This window comes from Exiguobacterium sp. s46 (genome assembly GCF_018618875.1).
Lineage (GTDB): Bacteria > Bacillota > Bacilli > Exiguobacteriales > Exiguobacteriaceae > Exiguobacterium_A > Exiguobacterium_A abrahamii.
The window spans coordinates 2,157,019-2,173,847 of record NZ_JACSMY010000001.1; the positions used below are offsets into that span (position 1 = coordinate 2,157,019).

A 16,829-nucleotide genomic window follows, 5' to 3' on the forward strand; every position below is an offset into this window, starting at 1 on the left:
CGATCAAATAAAAAGGGAGATCACCATCCGAGTTCATGACCCGGAACGTGATCTCCTTTTTTCATACTTCATCATACACGAACTCGTTATTAGAGCATGTATCCTACGAAACCTTCCGATTCGCTTCTTCTCGTTTCAACTGTTCGCGGAACAGTCGTGTCTCGGCAATGACGACGCCGGACAGTCCAATCAAACCGATTAAGTTCGGAATCGCCATCAATCCGTTGAAGACATCAGAAATCGCCCACACCATGTTCAAGTTCGTCGTCATTGCACCTGCTCCAGCGACTAAGACGAACAGGATGCGGTACGGTAGGATTGATTTTTGACCAAACAGATAATAGATCGATTTTTCACCGTAGTACGACCAGCCAAGAACGGTCGAGTACGCGAACATGACGAGACCGATCGTAACGATGTATTTCCCGGCAGGACCGAGGAAGACTTCGAAGCTCGCCGTCGTCAATTCAACACCCTCCAACTTCGTATCGAGTTGTCCCCCCATGACGAGCGTCAGACCCGTGATCGAACAGACGACCAATGTATCGAGGAAGACTTGCGTCATCGAGACGAGCGCTTGACGCCCCGGGAAGTCCGTCTTCGCAGCAGCAGCTGCGATCGGTGCTGAACCGAGTCCTGCTTCATTTGAGAACACACCACGCGCGACACCATAACGAATCGCCGCTCCGATTGCCCCACCCGTGATGGCCTCGTTTGAGAATGTACTACTGAAGATCGTTGAAATCGCACCTGGAATCAGATCATAGTTCATGATGAGAATTAGTAAACCACTTCCGACATAGAAGAAAATCATGAACGGAACGAACAGACTGACGACTTTCCCGATTGACTTGACCCCACCAAGAATGACGACACCCGTCAATACCATCAACGCGATCCCCGTCACGTAAAGTGGCACATCGAACGTCGATTTCATCGCGAGGGCGACCGAGTTCGTCTGGACCCCGTTTCCGATCCCAAACGCAGCGATCGAAGCGAATGCAGCAAACAAGACACCGAGCCATTTTTGCTTCAGTCCCCGCTCAAGGTAATACATCGGTCCTCCTGCCATCTGTCCTTTCTCATCGACGACACGATATTTGACGGCAAGGATCGCTTCCGCGTATTTCGTCGCCATCCCGAACAGACCGGACAGCCACATCCAGACGATCGCGCCTGGTCCCCCGAGGACGACGGCGGTTGCGACACCGACGATATTCCCCGTACCGACGGTCGCAGCCAGTGCCGTCATCAACGCTTGAAAGTGACTGATGTCACCTTCAGACTTATCGTCCTGATGCTTTGAAAACGCAAGCTTCAGCGCATACGGCAGTTTGGTAATTTGAATGAATCCTAAGCGAATCGTCAAGTAAATCCCCGTACCGACCAACAGAATGAGTAACGGTGGTCCCCATACGATATCGGACACCGCACTAATCCACTCACTAAATGAATTTCCCATTCGTCTTACCTCCCTTTATGAGATATGTAGTTCCTTACCATTTTTTCAGAATTTACTGATAATTGTCAAACTATTTTTTCATGAAACTATTTTACGTTTTAATTTTTTTGATAATAAGTAAATTTTTTACTTGTGAAGGTATAATCAAGAAAATAAATAGTTCATCTTGCAAAAAAGGAGCGAATCATATGAAGATTAAAACAAAGCTTATCTTATTGTCCTCCATACTTTTGCTCAGCTTGATCGGTGTCGGTTTATACGGCGCATCTTCTCTCAGTCGCGTTGACCAAGAGAGTCAAACGATCACCTCGTCTTGGATTCCTGGTCTGAACTTATCCCATGAAACGAACACGGCACTGTCTGATTTACGACGTGTTGAATTATTACACATTCAAGAAAATGATCCAGAAATTAAAGCCGGTTATGATAAGCGTGTCAAAGACGGTTTAGCGACCGTTGACGCGAATCTCGCGAAATACGAGAAAACGATTTATTTAGAAAGCGATCGCGCACTGTTCAATGATCTCACGAAAAAATGGCAAACTTTCAATGAGACGACTGATCGCCTTCTCGCCCTTAGTACGCCGGAAACCCAAAAAGAAGCGGTCACCTATTATGAAGGTGAGAGTCGTGATTCATACTTCGCCGTTTCTGATCAATTAACGAAAATCGTGAAATACAATAATCAACAAGCGAAAATAAATGGTGATGCCATCACAAGTTCTGCCAATACAGCTCACATCCTTTTCTTCACGATCATCGGTGTCGTCGGATTACTCGGTGTCATCTTCACCGTCTTGATTTTACGCTCGATCTTCGGTCCACTCCGCCAACTACAGGCGAAAACGTATGAACTAGCAACACAAGGTGGCGACTTGACGGCACAACTCGACGTCGTACGTGATGACGAGATTGGACAAATCGCCCAGTCGATGAATCAATTCATCGCCCACTTACGGACAATCATCATCCAGGTTGATGATACAGCAACCCATGTCGTGTCGACTTCACGTCACGTCTCCGGTCGAATCAGCGAACTCGATCAGGATATGGCGTCGACTTCCCATACGATTGAAAACTTATCAGCCGGGATGCAGGAGACAGCTGCTTCTGCCGAAGAGATGAACTCGTCTGCTGTCGATATGGAAGCGACGATTCATGATATCGTCGCTGGTGCAGAAGCGAACGGAAAACGGGCACAAGAAGTGGGTGGACGTGCTGAATCGCTTCAAGTCGTCGCAACCGAAGCGAAACAGACCGCGAATCACATTCTCGCTGAAACGAAAAGTAAACTCGAGGACGCAATGGCTCGCGCAAAGGCTGTCAAGGAAATTTCCGTCTTATCGGACGCGATCCTCTCGATCGCGGCGCAAACGAATCTATTGTCCCTTAACGCTTCAATTGAAGCAGCACGCGCTGGTGAAGTCGGTCGCGGCTTTGCCGTCGTCGCCGATGAAATTCGCAAACTTGCCGAAAGTAGTCGGGATACCGTCGAACAAATCCAAGATGTCTCGATTTCTGTCATCGAGTCCGTTGAACACTTGAACGCCGCGTCCGGCGAGATGCTCTCTTTCATTGATACAAAGGTCGCCAAAGACTACGATTTGTTTGAGGATGCCTCCGTCCAGTATCGGAACGACGCACATTTATTCGGTGATGCAGCGGAACACTTCGCTGCCCAAGCCGGTCAACTTCAGGAACTGACAGCGAACATGCTTGGTGTCATCAACGATGTTGCCGTCACCGTCAATGATGGTGCGCAGGGAACACAATCGATGTCGGAGCAAATCAATCATTCCGTCCAAGCGTTCCGAGATGTCCATGAACAGACTTCCGTCAGTCAACAACAGGCGGAAGCACTAAAGGATGTTCTCCGCCAGTTCCAAGTCTAAACGACAAGCCCCTCGTCTTCACATCAGAAGAGAGGGGCTTGTTTTTTCATTTTTTACTGTCCAGCACCTGTGAGCGGTTGTGCGTCTTTTGCTTCCGCCGGTAATGTGATCTCGTCGATCTCATTGAATTTCGAGAACGTCGACTCATTCTTCATGTTGAACTCGGTCTCTTTTTCAATCGCAAACACCATATCCATGTCGAGTGACTTCGGATAGAACGTCTTCGCGTCGTACGTCATTTTGTAGTTCATCTTTTTATAATCGATGCTATCCATCGCATCTTTCATCTGCGCCATCTGTCCTGTCTGTTCGAGTGAATCCTTCATGAAGGCTTTCAGGTCATCACCACTCAGCTTAACGTCGATCTGATAGACATCGCCCTCTTTTTTCGCTGTCCAATTATCTTTGTATTTCTTTAGGAGCTGCAAGTTTTGTTCCGTCGATGCCGATGATTCCATCGCTTCGACCATCTCGCCTAGTTCTGAAACGTCTTGAACGATCCATTGTCCGTTTTGCGAGAGGTACATTTTATCGTCAACGATGTAACTTTCAATCGTCACGTCTTTCCCGTCTTCAGGATTTTTCATCGTCATCGTCTGTTTCATCGCGAGCGGCTTTTGAATGATATCAGCGGAAACCTTCTGATCCATCGCCATCTCACCTGCTTTAGAGCTGACCGTTCCTTCCATGTGGAACGATTTGATGTCCTCTTGAGCGGCTGTCGCTTTCTTTAATAGCTCTGTGTTCGAGAGTTCCCCCGACTTCGTCGAACCAGATCCGCTGCCACTACCTGAATCCGTCTGTCCATCTTGGCATCCGGCTAGTCCAATCGATGCTGCGACAATCCCGGCTGCTACCCACCTTGTTTTCTTCATATTCATTTCCTCCTTTATACGCGTTACCCTGATTTACGAAAAACATTGGAAAATGTTTCAAACTTTCTTTAGTAGACCATTACCGTTCTACTTAAAATTGAATCCTCAAATTTCAAATCTACAATTCTTTTTTTGAAATTTGGTTCAGTGTTCGTGAGATTCCCGCAAAAAAACAGGCTGATGGAAGCTTCCATCAGCCTGTTTCTGGTTCGTTAGATCGTCCGTAAAAGATTCGCCATCTCAATCGCAGAAACCGCAGCTTCATAGCCTTTGTTCCCAGCTTTCGTACCGGCACGTTCGACTGCTTGCTCGATTGAATCCGTCGTCAGGACACCGAAGATGATCGGTACGCCTGTGTCGCGCGACGCACTCGCGACACCTTTCGCGACTTCGTTACAGACATAGTCATAGTGCGACGTTGCCCCGCGGATGACAGCGCCAAGCGTGATGACTGCGTCATACTTGCCGCTTTTCGCTAATTTTTCCGCGACAAGTGGAATTTCGAATGCTCCCGGAACCCACGCCGTATCGACAGCATCCGCTGCAACACCGTGACGACGGAAAGCGTCGTTTGCTCCTCCGACGAGTTTTGAAGTGATCAATTCGTTAAAACGTGCAGCGACGATTGCGACGCGTAGTCCTTCTCCTGTTAAGAAACCTTCGTAGATCATAATGTGTGTCCTCCTTGGATGTCGAGCCAGTGCCCGAGTTTCGTTTGTTTTGTTTTCAGATAACGCTGATTTTCAGGTTCAACCGGTACTTGATGTGGTACACGTTCGATGACTTCGATGCCTTCTTGTTCGAGCACCTGTTGTTTGTCCGGGTTATTCGTCATCAAGCGGATCTTTGTCACGCCTAGATCACGCAACATGTTCGCTGCGACCGTATAATCACGCATGTCCGTCGGATAACCGAGTGCATGGTTCGCTTCGACCGTATCGAGTCCTTGTTCCTGCAACTCGTACGCTTTTAACTTCGCCATCAGACCGATGCCGCGACCTTCCTGACGTAAATACAAGACGGCTCCACCTTCTCGTTCGATCCGCTCGAGTGCCGCATCGAGTTGCGGTCCACAATCGCACCGCTTCGAACCGAAGACGTCCCCTGTCAGGCATTCCGAGTGTAGACGGACGAGCATCCCGTCGTGTGCTTCGCCGGATAAGACAGCGACATGTTCTTTCTTATCTTGTGTCGTATAGCCAATCATCCGAAAGGCTCCGAACGTCGTCGGAAGCAACACTTCCGCCTCCCGCTTCAACGGTCGCTCAAGATACGCGACGAGTGCTTCGATCGTAATCAGTTTTAAATCATGTTCTTCCTTATAGAGAAGTAGATCATCGACCCGTGCCATCGTGCCGTCTTCCTTAATGATTTCACAGATGACGGCGATCTCATCGCTACCGGCAAGACGGGCAAGATCGACACCCGCTTCCGTATGTCCACGTCGCTCCCGGACACCGCCCTCTTTTGCGATCAATGGGAAGATGTGACCCGGTCGTTTGAAACGTTCCGGTCCATCCGTCAGCATCCGCTGAATCGTTAGCGACCGTTCCTCAGCACTGATGCCGGTCTTTGCCTCTTCATGATCGATGCTGAGCGTAAATGCCGTTCCATGTGGATCTGTATTATTCGCTGTCATCGGAGCAAGTTCGAGTCGCTGTGCGATCCGCGGACTGACTGGTACACAGACGAGTCCTTTTCCGTATGTGATCATGAAGTTGATGTTTTCCGGTGTCGCATGTTCTGCGAGCATGACGAGATCGCCCTCATTCTCACGATCCTCGTCATCGCAGACGATGATCGGTCGTCCGTTCTTCAAATCTTCTATCGCGTCTTCAATCAAGTCGAATCCGTTCATTACATGTCGCCTCCTAAGAATGCTGCCCAGTCCGTCTGCTTCTCATGCTGCGTGAAATGATAGAGATGTTTCGCCATCATGTCACACTCGATATTGACGACTGCGCCGCTTGCCAATCGATCAAACGTCGTCACTTGACGTGAGTGCGGAATCAATGAAATCGAGATCGTTTCCGGCGTGACGCGTTGCAACGTCAGGCTCGTGCCGTTGATTGCAATCGAGCCTTTCGGAATACAATACTTTTGCCACGATCCGACATCAAACGTATAGACCATCGCTTCTCCATCCGGTCGCCGACTGATCAGCCGCGCTGTTCCGTCGATATGTCCACTGACGAAATGACCGCCGAAACGACCGTCTGCCGGCATCGCCCGTTCGAGTTGCAATGGGCTTCCGACGCGGTACGTGCCGAGGGCTGTAGAACGGATCGTATCATGGACCGCATCCGCCGTGAAACCGGTCGGACTCATCGACGTGACGGTCAAACAAATCCCGTCGACGGCGATGCTATCACCGATCTTCGTTCCTTCGAGTACCCAGTGCGCCTCAATTTCAAGCGCTAACCCGTTCGGTCGCGGTATCTTTCGTTTTAAGGTTCCGACTTCTTCAATCAATCCGGTGAACATGTCGTCTCCTCCTTTCGGATGTACGTCAGATGGAGATCCGGTCCGACCGTCTCAACCTGATCGATTTGAAAACGATCTTCGATATCGTGTTGACTATTCCACGCATCGCCTTCAAAAATCGATGGGGCTTGGTAGACTTCGATTCGGTCAACGAGATCTGCTTCAAGGAAAGCGGCTTGAATCGTCGGTCCACCTTCGATCAAAACACTGCGGATGTCTTGTTCGTATAAGCGTTTCAAAATCGCTTCCGGCGTCTCATACTCACCAACGAGAACCGTCACCTGATCGTGACTAATCCGAGGAACACTCGTCAGCCAGTAGGTTGGATTTTTACCATCACGAAAAACTTGCGCCGTCTCCGGTACTCGACCACGACGATCGACGATTACCCGAATCGGTTCGATGCCTGACGCCGCGCGTAAGGTCAGTGCCGGATCATCGACGAGGACCGTCTCACTGCCGACGAGGATCGCATCATGGCGACCTCGCAGAGCACGACCGTTCGCGCGTGCTTCTTCTGACGTGATCCAGCGCTGTTCACCTGTCGCCGCGATCCCGTTCATCGTCTGAGCGATCTTGACGGTCACGGTCGGACGTTTTCGTTCGATCGTCTTCCAGAATTCCGTGTAGAGGGCTTCTGCCTCATGCCGTAACAAGCCGACCTCGACTTCGACTCCCGCGTCCTGTAGACGTTTGATTCCTGAACCAGCGACAATCGCATGTTTGTCTTCCGTTGCGACGAAGACTCGTTTGATCCCTGCTTGTAGAATCGCTTCCGTGCATGGTGGCGTCTTACCGTGATGGTTGCATGGCTCGAGCGTCACGTAAAGATCAGCACCACGGGCGGCCTCTCCTGCCATCCGTAAGGCCTCGACTTCCGCATGCGGCCCACCGGCAAATCGGTGCGCACCAAAGCCGATGATGCGTCCTTGTTTGACGATGACACAGCCGACACTTGGATTCGGACTTGTTTGTCCGTGTAACATATGTGCTAATTGCATGGCATAACTCATCATCTGTGACATCGCGTTCACTCCTTTCAAATGAAAAAAGACGCCCCTTGAAAAAGGGGCGTCTGTATAGAAGGGTTCACGAAATACACGGTTCGCCCACTGCATTTTTTCATGCAGAAAGAGACCACCTCCTGAAAACATTTTTTCAGAAAATAGCTTGAATCGTGTCGTTTCGTTCTTCTCCCATCCGGACTTTACCGTCGGCCCTGGAATCTCACCAAGTCAGCCATGATGCGTACATCATGGGTCGCGGGCTCGTCGATCAATCGATCGCATCACCGCCGGTTGGGATTTTCACCCTACCCCGAAGAACTGGATTATTGAGTTATACAACTTTAGCCTAGCATATCTTTTTCAAGAAAACAAAGCGCAAATGCTTCTGTCTTATCTCTTTTTTGATTTCGTTCCACTTCTGTCATCCATCACCAATTCGCGATCAACTGGATCTCAAAAACGACTGGAGCACCTGATAGCAGTGCGTCCAGTCGTTGTGTTCTGCTTACAAATACCCGTTCTTCCGGTCGTGGAATTCTTGAGCGATTGCCCCGCGCGTCCGTTCATCCGCGAGGACGCGAAGCGCTGTCCGCGCGAGGATTTTCGCCCCCGTGATCAATGCTTCATCTCCAGCTGCTGAACGGGCCGCTTCTTTGAATGCTTCCGTATGGGCGACCAGATCGTCCGGACCAATCTTGATATACGGATGGATTGTCGGGATGACTTGACTGATGTTACCGGCATCCGTCGAGCCAAGCCCCGGTCGTTCGTCTAAATGGACCGTTTCGCCGAGCGCCTCTGCTTCTTCTTGGAACAGACGGTCGAACGTCCGATTGAAGACAAGGTTATCGACTTCATTTTGGAACGCGATGACGTCAAGCGTCGCCCCGGTCGCGAGTGCCGCGCCTTGGGCAACGGCTTTGACTTTTTCCGTGACGGCATTGAGGCGTTCCCGTGTCGTTGCCCGGATGAAGAAACGTGCTTTTGCGTATTCCGGAATGATGTTCGGCGCATCGCCACCATGCGTGATGATCCCGTGGATCCGGACATCGTCTGGTAACTGCTGACGTAAAGCATTGATTCCGTTGAAGAGTTGAATGACAGCGTCGAGGGCGTTGATGCCTTCTTCCGGTGACGCCGCTGCGTGCGCCGGACGACCCGTAAAGGCAAAGTCGAGCGGATCGACCGCAAGGGAAGAACCCGTGATCCGTGTTTGACCTGAAGGATGGACCATTAAGGCTGCATCGATCCCTTCCAGCAACTGATGTTTGACGAAACTGCCTTTCGCACTACCGTTCGGTCCACCTTCCTCGGCCGGTGTTCCGAGCACGATGACACTCCCGCCGACTTCATCGAGTACTTTACTGAGCGCGATTGCTGCCGCAACACTCGTCGTGCCGATGATGTTATGTCCGCACGCGTGACCAATGCCTGGCAACGCATCATACTCAGCAAGAAAGGCAATCGTCGCGCCTGGTCGATCGCTCGACTTCTTCGCGAAGAACGCGGTATCGTGTCCCGCGACGCCGAGTTCTACCGTAAAACCTTCAGCCGTTAGACGCTCCGCATGTAGCCGCGAAGCAAAGAATTCCTCGTTGCCGATTTCCGGCGTCGCATGAATTCGGTGACTCGTCTCAAGGTACGATTCCCGTTTTTGTTCGATGTCTTGTTCAATCGTCTCTACCCATGTCGTGCGTACTGGTGTCGTCATGCTATCCACTCTCCTTTTGAAATTATTCGCCGATGTCGCTTAGTGGAACGAACGTCGGGATCGTACTGCCTTTGTATTCTTTTTTGATGAAGGCCGCGACATCTTTTTGTTGATACAGCGATGCGATTTTTTTCAGTTCTTTTTTGTTCTTGTCTTCCGTCCGTGTCGCGATGATGTTGATGTATGGTTTTGCTGTCTCGTTCTCATGGACGATCGAGTCCTTGATCGGGTTGAAGCCAGCGTCAACGGCAATGCCATTGTTGATGATCGACGCCGCGACGTCCGGTAAGACGCGTGGCGTTTGCCCGGCGACGATCGGAACGATTTTCAGCTTTTTCGGATTCTCGACGATCTTATCGACCGAACCGTTACCATCGAAGTCGTCCGGTAGCTTGATCAGACCTGCTTCTTGCAGTAACAAGAGGGCGCGTCCCATGTTCGTCGCTTCGTTCGGAACAGCGATTTTTCCGCCATTTGGAATGTCTTTGACATCCTTGTATTTATCCGAGTAGATCCCCATCGGTGCGATGACAGTCGTCGCAATCGGCGATAGCTTCAAGTTATGTTCTTTCTTGAAAGCGTTGAAGTAGGAAATCGTCTGGAAGGCATTGGCGTCGATCTCACCCTCAGCCAGTGCCATGTTCGGCTGGACATAATCGGAGAACTTGACGAGTTCGATTTTGATGCCTTCCTTCTCTGCTTTTTTCGCGACATAATCCCAAACTTGTGTGTCTGAACCGCTGACACCGAGCTTGATCGTCTTTTCGTCTTCTCCTGATGCTGCGCACCCGGCAAATAAAATCGTCGTGAGTGTTGCTCCAATTGCTACTGCTTTTTTCATGGCTGAATCGCTCCCTTGATTAATGTCTTCTAATTTTTCGTGCGACGATGTTGCCTGTCGTCTGTAAGCCTTGGACTAAGATGACGAGAATCCCGACCGTGATGATCATGACTTTCGTGTCGAATCGTTGATAACCATAGGTGATCGCTAAGTCACCGAGACCACCGCCTCCAATCGCACCTGCCATCGCTGACGCCCCGATCAAGCCAACCGTCGCGATCGTTAAGTTCAGGATGAGTGAACCGAGTGCTTCCGGCAGGAGGAAGCGGAAAATCGTTTGAAACGGTGTCGCGCCCATCGCTTCTGCTGCTTCAAGAACGCCTTTATCGACTTCGAGTAAAGAACTCTCGATCAGACGCGCCATGTACGGTGCAGCGTAAAAGACGAGCGGGACGATGGCGGCTTCTGTTCCGATCGATGTCTGAACGATCAAGCGCGTCAACGGGATGATCGCGACGAGTAAGATGATGAACGGAATCGAGCGGAAAATATTGACGATACTGTTGAAGAACGTGAACAGCGGGACATTTTCAAGCAATGCTCCTTTTCGCGTGACGACAAGCAGGATCCCGAGTGGTAAGCCGATCAATGTCGAGAATAAGAGCGAAACGGATACCATCGTCATCGTCTGTAAAAATGCTGTCCAGATATCACTGTAATTAACTAGCATGGGCAAGTACCTCCTCGACCGTCACCTGTGCCTGATCGATGTAGTGTAACGCTCGTTTTACTTCAGCCGGCTCACCGATCAGTTCAACGAGCAGAGTGCCAAACGGTGTCTCCTGCAACTCCGTGATGCTACCGTGCAAGATGTTGACATCGACGTCAAAGCGTTTCGCAACTTGCGATAAGAGCGGCTGCCCGGTGTGATGTCCGAGGAAATGAATCTTATAGATCGGATGTGCATTCCGGGACTCGATCAACTGGCGAATCGATGCTGGAATCTCGTCGTGCATGACGGAGCGAACGAAGTTTTTCGCTGTCTCGGTCTTTGGATTCGAAAAGACATCGAAGACCGTTCCTGACTCGATCAACTTTCCAGCTTCGATGACGGCGACCCGGTCACAAATTTCACGAATGACGCCCATCTCGTGGGTGATCAAGAGAATCGTGATCCCGTACTCGGCATTGATCCGTTTTAATAACTGGAGAATATGATGTGTCGTTTGGGGATCGAGTGCTGACGTCGCTTCGTCACATAAGAGGACGGAAGGTTGCGTCGCGAGTGCCCGGGCGATACCAACGCGCTGTTTCTGCCCACCCGACAATTGATCCGGATAATGATCCGCCTTGTCCGCGAGATCGACGAATTCGAGTAACTCCGTCACCCGGCGGCGAATTTCGTCTTTCTTGACGCCTGCGAGAACGAGTGGTTTCGCGACATTCGTAAAGACCGTGTTCGCATTCAATAGATTGAAGTGCTGAAAGATCATCCCGATCCGTTGTTTTGCTTGGCGCAATTTTTTCGGAGACAGTTGCGTTAAATCTTCTCCATCGACCGTCACCGTTCCTGACGTCGGTCGTTCTAATAGATTGACACAGCGGAGCAGTGAACTTTTTCCGGCACCGCTAAAGCCGATGACACCAAAGATTTCGCCTTTTTCGATCGTCAGGTCGACACCGTCGAGCGCTGCGATCGTCTGATCTTTCGTGACGTACGTTTTCTTGACTTGATGAAATGCGATCATTCCGTTTTCCCCCTTCATTCAACAAAAAAGGTCCCTTCTTGAGAAACAAGAAGAGACCTGGATCCGCACAGTGGCAGAATCCACTCTACTCATCTCTCAGACATCTGTCTGATGGAATTGGCACAGTGCTCATAATGAGTCTGTTGCCGAGGTTTCGTAGGGCCAGTCCCTCCACCTCTCTGGATAAGTATTGCGGTATGAAATTCGTATGTGTGTTGTTGCGTTGTTGCTTATGTCGTAAAACTAATTTTTACATTACGGGTCGAAACTTTAAAAGTCAACCAACTTTGCAAAAATAATCCATTTGGCGCATATCGATGGATGAACAAGTTATGAGTTAGCTTACTCAACGGATCATGATTCGTCAAGAAAGATTTGACAAGTCATTTTTGGTCGTGCTACCATCGCTTCAATGATTATTCCGACAATTCCAATATGATATTTATCAAGAGTGAACGAGAGACCTGGCTCTATGACTTCACGGCAACCTGCAATCTGTAAGGTGCTCCGACCAGCAAAGCGCGGCTTTGGATGATACGGTGAAAAACTCGTGGGCGTCCAAGCAGTGACGTCGACGAGTTTTTTTCATGAATGGAGGAAAAATAGTAATGATGAACTATCCTGTATTGACTGGTGCTGAAGCGTTTTATTTTCAAGGTGGATCGATCGGCATTCTAATCTGTCATGGTTTTAACGCCACTCCGCAAAGTGTCCGGGACGTCGGTGAGGCATTCGCTGTTGAAGGTTTTACCGTCTATGCCCCGCGCTTACGTGGACATGGAACGAACGTCCGCGAGTTTGAACAATCGACTGCTCGATGTTGGAAGCAAAGCCTGCAAGACGGCTATGAACGTTTACAAGAAACATGCGATCAAGTCTTCGTCATCGGTCAATCGATGGGTGCGACGCTTGCACTGTCGCTCGCCGCTGACGGCATTCCGTTTGCCGGCATCATTACGATCAATGCTGCTCTTTCCGTTCCTTCTTACGAAGCACTTTCGTTCGAGGACGGTCCAGAGTATTTACCAGAAGGGGCACCGGACATCAAACGGTCTGCTTTCGAAATCATCTATGACCTCGTTCCAAGTCGTTGTGCGTTCGAACTCGTCCGTCTGATGGATGAGACGAAAGGACGCCTCGGATCGATCCTTCTGCCGACATTAATTCTCTACTCGGCGACCGATCACGTCGTCCCGCCGTCGAGCTCGGATTATCTGCATCAGCACATCGGAACGAATGATAAACGAAGCTACTGTTTACTGAACTCGTACCACGTCGCGACCCTCGATCATGATCAGGATTTGATCGTTCGTGAGACGATCCGTTTTATCGAACGCTCAAGCCGGTTCTCACAGGAAACGGGATAATAAAAAAACAGCTATTCACTTAGAAGCGAATAGCTGTTACATCAAAGGACGACCGCGACCGGTTCGTCTTTTTTAATTTTCTTGGTGCTGCACCGATTGGAGCGGCTTCGGTTTTCCAGGCACCTCATGGCAATGGCGGCACCGTGGCTCATATGATTCTGAAGCGCCAACTAGGATGATCGGATCATCGTAGTTCGCTGGTTTTCCATCAATCAACCGTTGTGTCCGGGAAGCCGGATCACCACATGAAAGACAGATGGCTTGCAGCTTCGTTACGAATTCTGCGCGCGCCAGTAATTCCGGCATCTTGCCGAATGGCTCTGCCCGGAAATCTTGATCAAGGCCTGCACAAATGACGCGTTTTCCGTCTTGTGCAAGTGCTTCGATGACTTGTACGATCTCATCATCAAAGAATTGAACTTCATCGATTCCGACGATTTGTGTTTCCTCTGCTACTGCTGCGTAGAGATCACGACTCGTCGCCATCGGAATCGCCACGACGGAGTTGCCGATATGAGAGACGACATGCTCTTCATGGTACCGGTCGTCGATTGCCGGCTTGAATACTTGAACGGGCAGTTTGCCGTACTGCGCCCGTCTGACACGACGAATCAACTCTTCCGATTTCCCGGAAAACATACTGCCACAAATTACTTCGATCCAGCCGTACTGATTTATTACATGCATCATCGTCCGACACCGTCCTCTAAAAATAGTCACTTTAACGAGTATAGCCCGAAACGGTATCGAGAAAAAGGGTTGACTTCCGGAAATCAAAATTCATTTTTTCTTTACCTAGAATTTTTGTCCTTTCATTCCAACCGTCCCCTATTTCCTGTACACTGAAGAAGAAGACTCTCACGAAAGAAGGTGTCCCCGATTCATCATCTCTTACATGACATCCTGCACCAATATGGTGCCCTTGGTCTCTCCGTCCTTCTCGCAGGTGGTATCGTGGGATTGCCGGTTCCTGATGAGACCCTGCTCGTCCTGTCCGGTTTTTGGATGCATCAAGGCAATCTACCACTCGTCGGTACGATTCTCGCCGCTTACGCCGGCAGTTGTATCGGGATGACGATCAGCTATTTACTCGGATTAAAACTCGGTATGCCACTACTACACCGCGTCGGACCGAAAATGCGTATCTCAGAAAAACATATTCTTTCCGCTGAAGCCGGATTTCGTCGTTACGGAAAATCGGTCTTGATCATCGGTTACTACATACCTGGTCTCCGCCAGCTCTCTGCCTTTTTTGCAGGTGTCTCGAAAATGCCGTTTCGCGTGTTTGCGAGTTATGCGTATACAGGTGCGTTGATTTGGATCAGCGTGTTCTTAGGCGCCGGCTACTTCGTCGGTCGTCACCTCTCGTTCCACAAAGTCATGGACTATATCTTGGCACATCCGGAAGTCATGCCGTATTTAATCGGGATTGCCGGTGGAATCGCCTTCTCCTTCGTCTTGAAGACGTATCTCGCGTATCGTTCACAATTCAGTCTATACAAAAACAGCCTGCTTCCATAATGGAGGCAGGCTGTTTTTTTAAGAACCGACAAGTGATTACTTGCGGCCGTATTTTTTGTTGAAGCGATCGACACGACCATCTGCCGCGTTGAACTTTTGACGACCTGTGTAGAATGGGTGCGAGTCTGAAGACACATCCACACGGATGAGTGGGTACTCGTTACCATCTTCCCAAGTGATCGTTTCGTTCGAAGAACGAGTAGAACCGCTTAAGAATTTGTACTCAGTCGTTGAATCCATAAATACTACTTTGTTGTAGTTAGGGTGAATTCCTTGTTTCATGGTTGATTTCTCTCCTTCCGCCCTGGTTCATTTGCTGAGCCAGAGTAAGTTACCTTCCTATACTAAACGATTTTTTTGCGCGTCGCAATAGTTATTTTTCAGTCGTCGTTTCCTTCTTGACGGTACGCGGTTTTGCCGGTGCGCGTCGGACCGCCTTCTTCTTTTCCTTCTCAAGTTCGACGAAAAATTCCTCATTATTTTTCGTATCGCGAATCTTCCGTAGGAACGTATCAACGAATTCGTTCGACTCGTTCATCGTCCGACGAATCGTCCAAAGCGCATCGAGTTGCTCTTTCGGAAGCAACAGTTCTTCCTTCCGTGTACCGGACTTCCGAATGTCGATCGCTGGGAAAATCCGACGCTCTGACAACTTACGATCAAGATGCAACTCCATGTTACCAGTCCCTTTGAATTCCTCATAGATGACGTCATCCATGCGCGATCCTGTCTCAACGAGAGCTGTCGCAAGAATCGTTAAACTACCACCGTGTTCGATGTTTCGAGCTGCCCCAAAGAACCGTTTTGGCTTATGGAACGCAGCCGGGTCAATTCCCCCTGAGAGCGTCCGACCGCTTTGCGGTACCGTTAAGTTATAGGCCCGTGTTAGACGTGTGATCGAATCCATCAAGATGACGACATCCTTCTTGTGTTCGACGAGTCGCATCGCCCGCTCGAGGACAAGCTCAGAAATCCGGACGTGGTTGTCTGGTGTTTCGTCAAACGTCGAGCTGACAACGTCTGCTCCCGGAACCGAGCGCTCAATATCTGTTACTTCCTCAGGTCGCTCATCAATCAAGAGAATGATCAGTTCGACATCAGGATGATTCTCCTGAATCGAATTTGCGATTTCTTTGAGGAGTGATGTCTTCCCTGCTTTTGGTGGTGCGACGATCAAACCACGTTGACCAAACCCAACCGGTGCGATCATATCCATGACACGAACGGATAGATGGCGTGGTTCTGTCTCAAGTCGCATTAGACGATCCGGATAGATCGGTGTCAGTGCCGGGAAGAATAGACGGTTACGGGCTGTATCCGGTGCTTCACCGTTGACGGCTTCCACGCTAAGTAATCCTTGGAACCGTTCGTTTTCCTTCGGCGGACGGACTTTACCTGTGACGACATCACCATTACGTAGATTAAAGCGTCGGATTTGAGATGCTGCGATATAAATATCTTCAGAGGATTGGGAATAATTGATAGGACGAAGGAAGCCAAAGCCACCATCGTTTTGCATTTGTGGATTGCCAGGGATGACTTCGAGTACCCCTTCGAGGAAATAAAGACCAGTCGATTCAGCCTGTGCTTTTAAAATCTTGAACATCAACTCGCGTTTACGGGCTTCCCGGTATTGTGGGACATTCTTCGTCTTTGCGATTTCATAGAGTTCTTTTAATGTCAGTTGGCTCAATTGAGCCAGTGTATAGGAGCGTTCTGGTTTATCTTTTTTATCAGTTGTTGGCATGTTCTTCACCTATTCTTTATAAATTCAACTGCATTCAGCATACTTCCATACATACATCAGGAGGTATGTAATTTTATTCGTGAACTAAAGGTATCATATTTTTTTTAATTCGTCGTCAACAATCCTCTGCGTTTCTTACTTTGTAATATTCAAGGATATTATTTCAGTTATGTTACAAAAGCATCTGTTTTGTCTTCTAACTGAAAAAACGTTTTCAAGTGTGCTCGTGCTAAG

16 protein-coding genes and 3 riboswitches are annotated in these 16,829 nt (G+C 49.5%); of the genes, 3 read left to right on the plus strand and 13 right to left on the minus strand.

The window, feature by feature from the left end:
• Positions 1–103: 103 nt before the first annotated feature.
• The gene (locus KNQ08_RS11115) at positions 104–1,462 is read right to left on the minus strand and encodes an alanine/glycine:cation symporter family protein (RefSeq protein ID WP_214724179.1); all 1,359 of its coding nucleotides are present in this window, start codon (positions 1,460–1,462) and stop codon (positions 104–106) included.
• A 188-nt stretch (positions 1,463–1,650) separates the two neighbouring features.
• Here KNQ08_RS11115 and KNQ08_RS11120 point away from each other — a divergent pair, with 188 nt between their 5' ends.
• Positions 1,651–3,354 carry a methyl-accepting chemotaxis protein gene (locus KNQ08_RS11120; protein ID WP_214805623.1) on the plus strand — a complete coding sequence of 568 codons (1,704 nt, stop codon included), beginning with the start codon at positions 1,651–1,653 and terminating at the stop codon, positions 3,352–3,354.
• 53 nt (positions 3,355–3,407) lie between these two features.
• Here KNQ08_RS11120 and KNQ08_RS11125 read toward each other — a convergent pair whose 3' ends face one another.
• The 9 genes from KNQ08_RS11125 to KNQ08_RS11165 form a co-directional block, all read right to left on the minus strand.
• Positions 3,408–4,229 (minus strand): DUF6612 family protein, encoded by an 822-nt coding sequence (locus KNQ08_RS11125; RefSeq protein WP_064299228.1) that lies wholly within the window; start codon positions 4,227–4,229, stop codon positions 3,408–3,410.
• A 212-nt stretch (positions 4,230–4,441) separates the two neighbouring features.
• A complete protein-coding gene (gene ribH, locus KNQ08_RS11130) occupies positions 4,442–4,900 on the minus strand; it encodes a 6,7-dimethyl-8-ribityllumazine synthase (protein WP_035395821.1) in 459 nt (152 codons plus the stop codon).
• Positions 4,897–6,087: a GTP cyclohydrolase II gene (gene ribA, locus KNQ08_RS11135; protein WP_214805626.1), complete on the minus strand. Its 1,191-nt coding sequence runs from the start codon at positions 6,085–6,087 to the stop codon at positions 4,897–4,899. Before ribA ends, ribH begins: the two co-directional genes overlap by 4 nt.
• Complete coding sequence (ribE, locus tag KNQ08_RS11140; RefSeq protein WP_214805628.1) at positions 6,087–6,713, minus strand: riboflavin synthase; 627 nt, start codon at positions 6,711–6,713, stop codon at positions 6,087–6,089. The genes ribA and ribE overlap by 1 nt, the downstream gene beginning before the upstream one ends.
• Positions 6,698–7,738 carry a bifunctional diaminohydroxyphosphoribosylaminopyrimidine deaminase/5-amino-6-(5-phosphoribosylamino)uracil reductase RibD gene (ribD, locus tag KNQ08_RS11145; RefSeq protein WP_214805631.1) on the minus strand — a complete coding sequence of 347 codons (1,041 nt, stop codon included), beginning with the start codon at positions 7,736–7,738 and terminating at the stop codon, positions 6,698–6,700. The genes ribE and ribD overlap by 16 nt, the downstream gene beginning before the upstream one ends.
• Positions 7,739–7,897: 159 nt before the next feature.
• Positions 7,898–8,042, minus strand: a riboswitch (FMN riboswitch).
• 183 nt (positions 8,043–8,225) lie between these two features.
• Positions 8,226–9,431 (minus strand): M20 family metallopeptidase, encoded by a 1,206-nt coding sequence (locus KNQ08_RS11150; RefSeq protein WP_050676973.1) that lies wholly within the window; start codon positions 9,429–9,431, stop codon positions 8,226–8,228.
• Positions 9,432–9,453: 22 nt separating this feature from the next.
• Entirely contained in the window at positions 9,454–10,272 is an 819-nt protein-coding gene (locus KNQ08_RS11155; protein WP_023469540.1) for a MetQ/NlpA family ABC transporter substrate-binding protein, read from the minus strand.
• A 19-nt stretch (positions 10,273–10,291) separates the two neighbouring features.
• Positions 10,292–10,942 carry a methionine ABC transporter permease gene (locus KNQ08_RS11160; protein ID WP_023469541.1) on the minus strand — a complete coding sequence of 217 codons (651 nt, stop codon included), beginning with the start codon at positions 10,940–10,942 and terminating at the stop codon, positions 10,292–10,294.
• On the minus strand, positions 10,932–11,960 hold the full coding sequence (locus KNQ08_RS11165; RefSeq protein WP_214805634.1) for a methionine ABC transporter ATP-binding protein: 1,029 nt from the start codon (positions 11,958–11,960) through the stop codon (positions 10,932–10,934). The genes KNQ08_RS11160 and KNQ08_RS11165 overlap by 11 nt, the downstream gene beginning before the upstream one ends.
• Before the next feature lie 86 nt (positions 11,961–12,046).
• Positions 12,047–12,150: riboswitch (SAM riboswitch) on the minus strand.
• A gap of 249 nt (positions 12,151–12,399) precedes the next feature.
• Positions 12,400–12,501, plus strand: a riboswitch (SAM riboswitch).
• A 67-nt stretch (positions 12,502–12,568) separates the two neighbouring features.
• Between KNQ08_RS11165 and KNQ08_RS11170 the strand changes: the two genes are divergently transcribed.
• Positions 12,569–13,327: an alpha/beta hydrolase gene (locus tag KNQ08_RS11170; RefSeq protein ID WP_251133650.1), complete on the plus strand. Its 759-nt coding sequence runs from the start codon at positions 12,569–12,571 to the stop codon at positions 13,325–13,327.
• A gap of 72 nt (positions 13,328–13,399) precedes the next feature.
• Here KNQ08_RS11170 and KNQ08_RS11175 read toward each other — a convergent pair whose 3' ends face one another.
• Positions 13,400–14,014 (minus strand): thymidine kinase, encoded by a 615-nt coding sequence (locus KNQ08_RS11175; RefSeq protein ID WP_029342777.1) that lies wholly within the window; start codon positions 14,012–14,014, stop codon positions 13,400–13,402.
• A 183-nt stretch (positions 14,015–14,197) separates the two neighbouring features.
• Here KNQ08_RS11175 and KNQ08_RS11180 point away from each other — a divergent pair, with 183 nt between their 5' ends.
• Positions 14,198–14,848 (plus strand): DedA family protein, encoded by a 651-nt coding sequence (locus KNQ08_RS11180; protein WP_050676976.1) that lies wholly within the window; start codon positions 14,198–14,200, stop codon positions 14,846–14,848.
• Positions 14,849–14,884: 36 nt separating this feature from the next.
• Here KNQ08_RS11180 and KNQ08_RS11185 read toward each other — a convergent pair whose 3' ends face one another.
• Both KNQ08_RS11185 and rho read right to left on the minus strand, forming a co-directional pair.
• Entirely contained in the window at positions 14,885–15,130 is a 246-nt protein-coding gene (locus KNQ08_RS11185; protein WP_023469546.1) for a type B 50S ribosomal protein L31, read from the minus strand.
• 91 nt (positions 15,131–15,221) lie between these two features.
• Positions 15,222–16,595, minus strand: a complete 1,374-nt coding sequence (gene rho, locus KNQ08_RS11190; RefSeq protein ID WP_050676977.1) for a transcription termination factor Rho — start codon at positions 16,593–16,595, stop codon at positions 15,222–15,224.
• Positions 16,596–16,829: the final 234 nt, after the last annotated feature.

What these genes read in the sequence shown, in the direction of transcription:
- KNQ08_RS11120 (WP_214805623.1), top strand. Translation starts at nt 1,651, where the DNA reads ATGAAGATTAAAACAAAGCTTATCTTATTGTCCTCCATACTTTTGCTC.
- ribE (WP_214805628.1), bottom strand. Translation starts at nt 6,713, where the DNA reads ATGTTCACCGGATTGATTGAAGAAGTCGGAACCTTAAAACGAAAGATA.
- ribA (WP_214805626.1), bottom strand. Translation starts at nt 6,087, where the DNA reads ATGAACGGATTCGACTTGATTGAAGACGCGATAGAAGATTTGAAGAAC.
- KNQ08_RS11150 (WP_050676973.1), bottom strand. Translation starts at nt 9,431, where the DNA reads ATGACGACACCAGTACGCACGACATGGGTAGAGACGATTGAACAAGAC.
- KNQ08_RS11125 (WP_064299228.1), bottom strand. Translation starts at nt 4,229, where the DNA reads ATGAAGAAAACAAGGTGGGTAGCAGCCGGGATTGTCGCAGCATCGATT.
- KNQ08_RS11115 (WP_214724179.1), bottom strand. Translation starts at nt 1,462, where the DNA reads ATGGGAAATTCATTTAGTGAGTGGATTAGTGCGGTGTCCGATATCGTA.
- KNQ08_RS11170 (WP_251133650.1), top strand. Translation starts at nt 12,569, where the DNA reads ATGATGAACTATCCTGTATTGACTGGTGCTGAAGCGTTTTATTTTCAA.
- KNQ08_RS11185 (WP_023469546.1), bottom strand. Translation starts at nt 15,130, where the DNA reads ATGAAACAAGGAATTCACCCTAACTACAACAAAGTAGTATTTATGGAT.
- rho (WP_050676977.1), bottom strand. Translation starts at nt 16,595, where the DNA reads ATGCCAACAACTGATAAAAAAGATAAACCAGAACGCTCCTATACACTG.
- KNQ08_RS11175 (WP_029342777.1), bottom strand. Translation starts at nt 14,014, where the DNA reads ATGCATGTAATAAATCAGTACGGCTGGATCGAAGTAATTTGTGGCAGT.
- ribH (WP_035395821.1), bottom strand. Translation starts at nt 4,900, where the DNA reads ATGATCTACGAAGGTTTCTTAACAGGAGAAGGACTACGCGTCGCAATC.
- KNQ08_RS11160 (WP_023469541.1), bottom strand. Translation starts at nt 10,942, where the DNA reads ATGCTAGTTAATTACAGTGATATCTGGACAGCATTTTTACAGACGATG.
- KNQ08_RS11165 (WP_214805634.1), bottom strand. Translation starts at nt 11,960, where the DNA reads ATGATCGCATTTCATCAAGTCAAGAAAACGTACGTCACGAAAGATCAG.
- KNQ08_RS11155 (WP_023469540.1), bottom strand. Translation starts at nt 10,272, where the DNA reads ATGAAAAAAGCAGTAGCAATTGGAGCAACACTCACGACGATTTTATTT.
- ribD (WP_214805631.1), bottom strand. Translation starts at nt 7,738, where the DNA reads ATGTCACAGATGATGAGTTATGCCATGCAATTAGCACATATGTTACAC.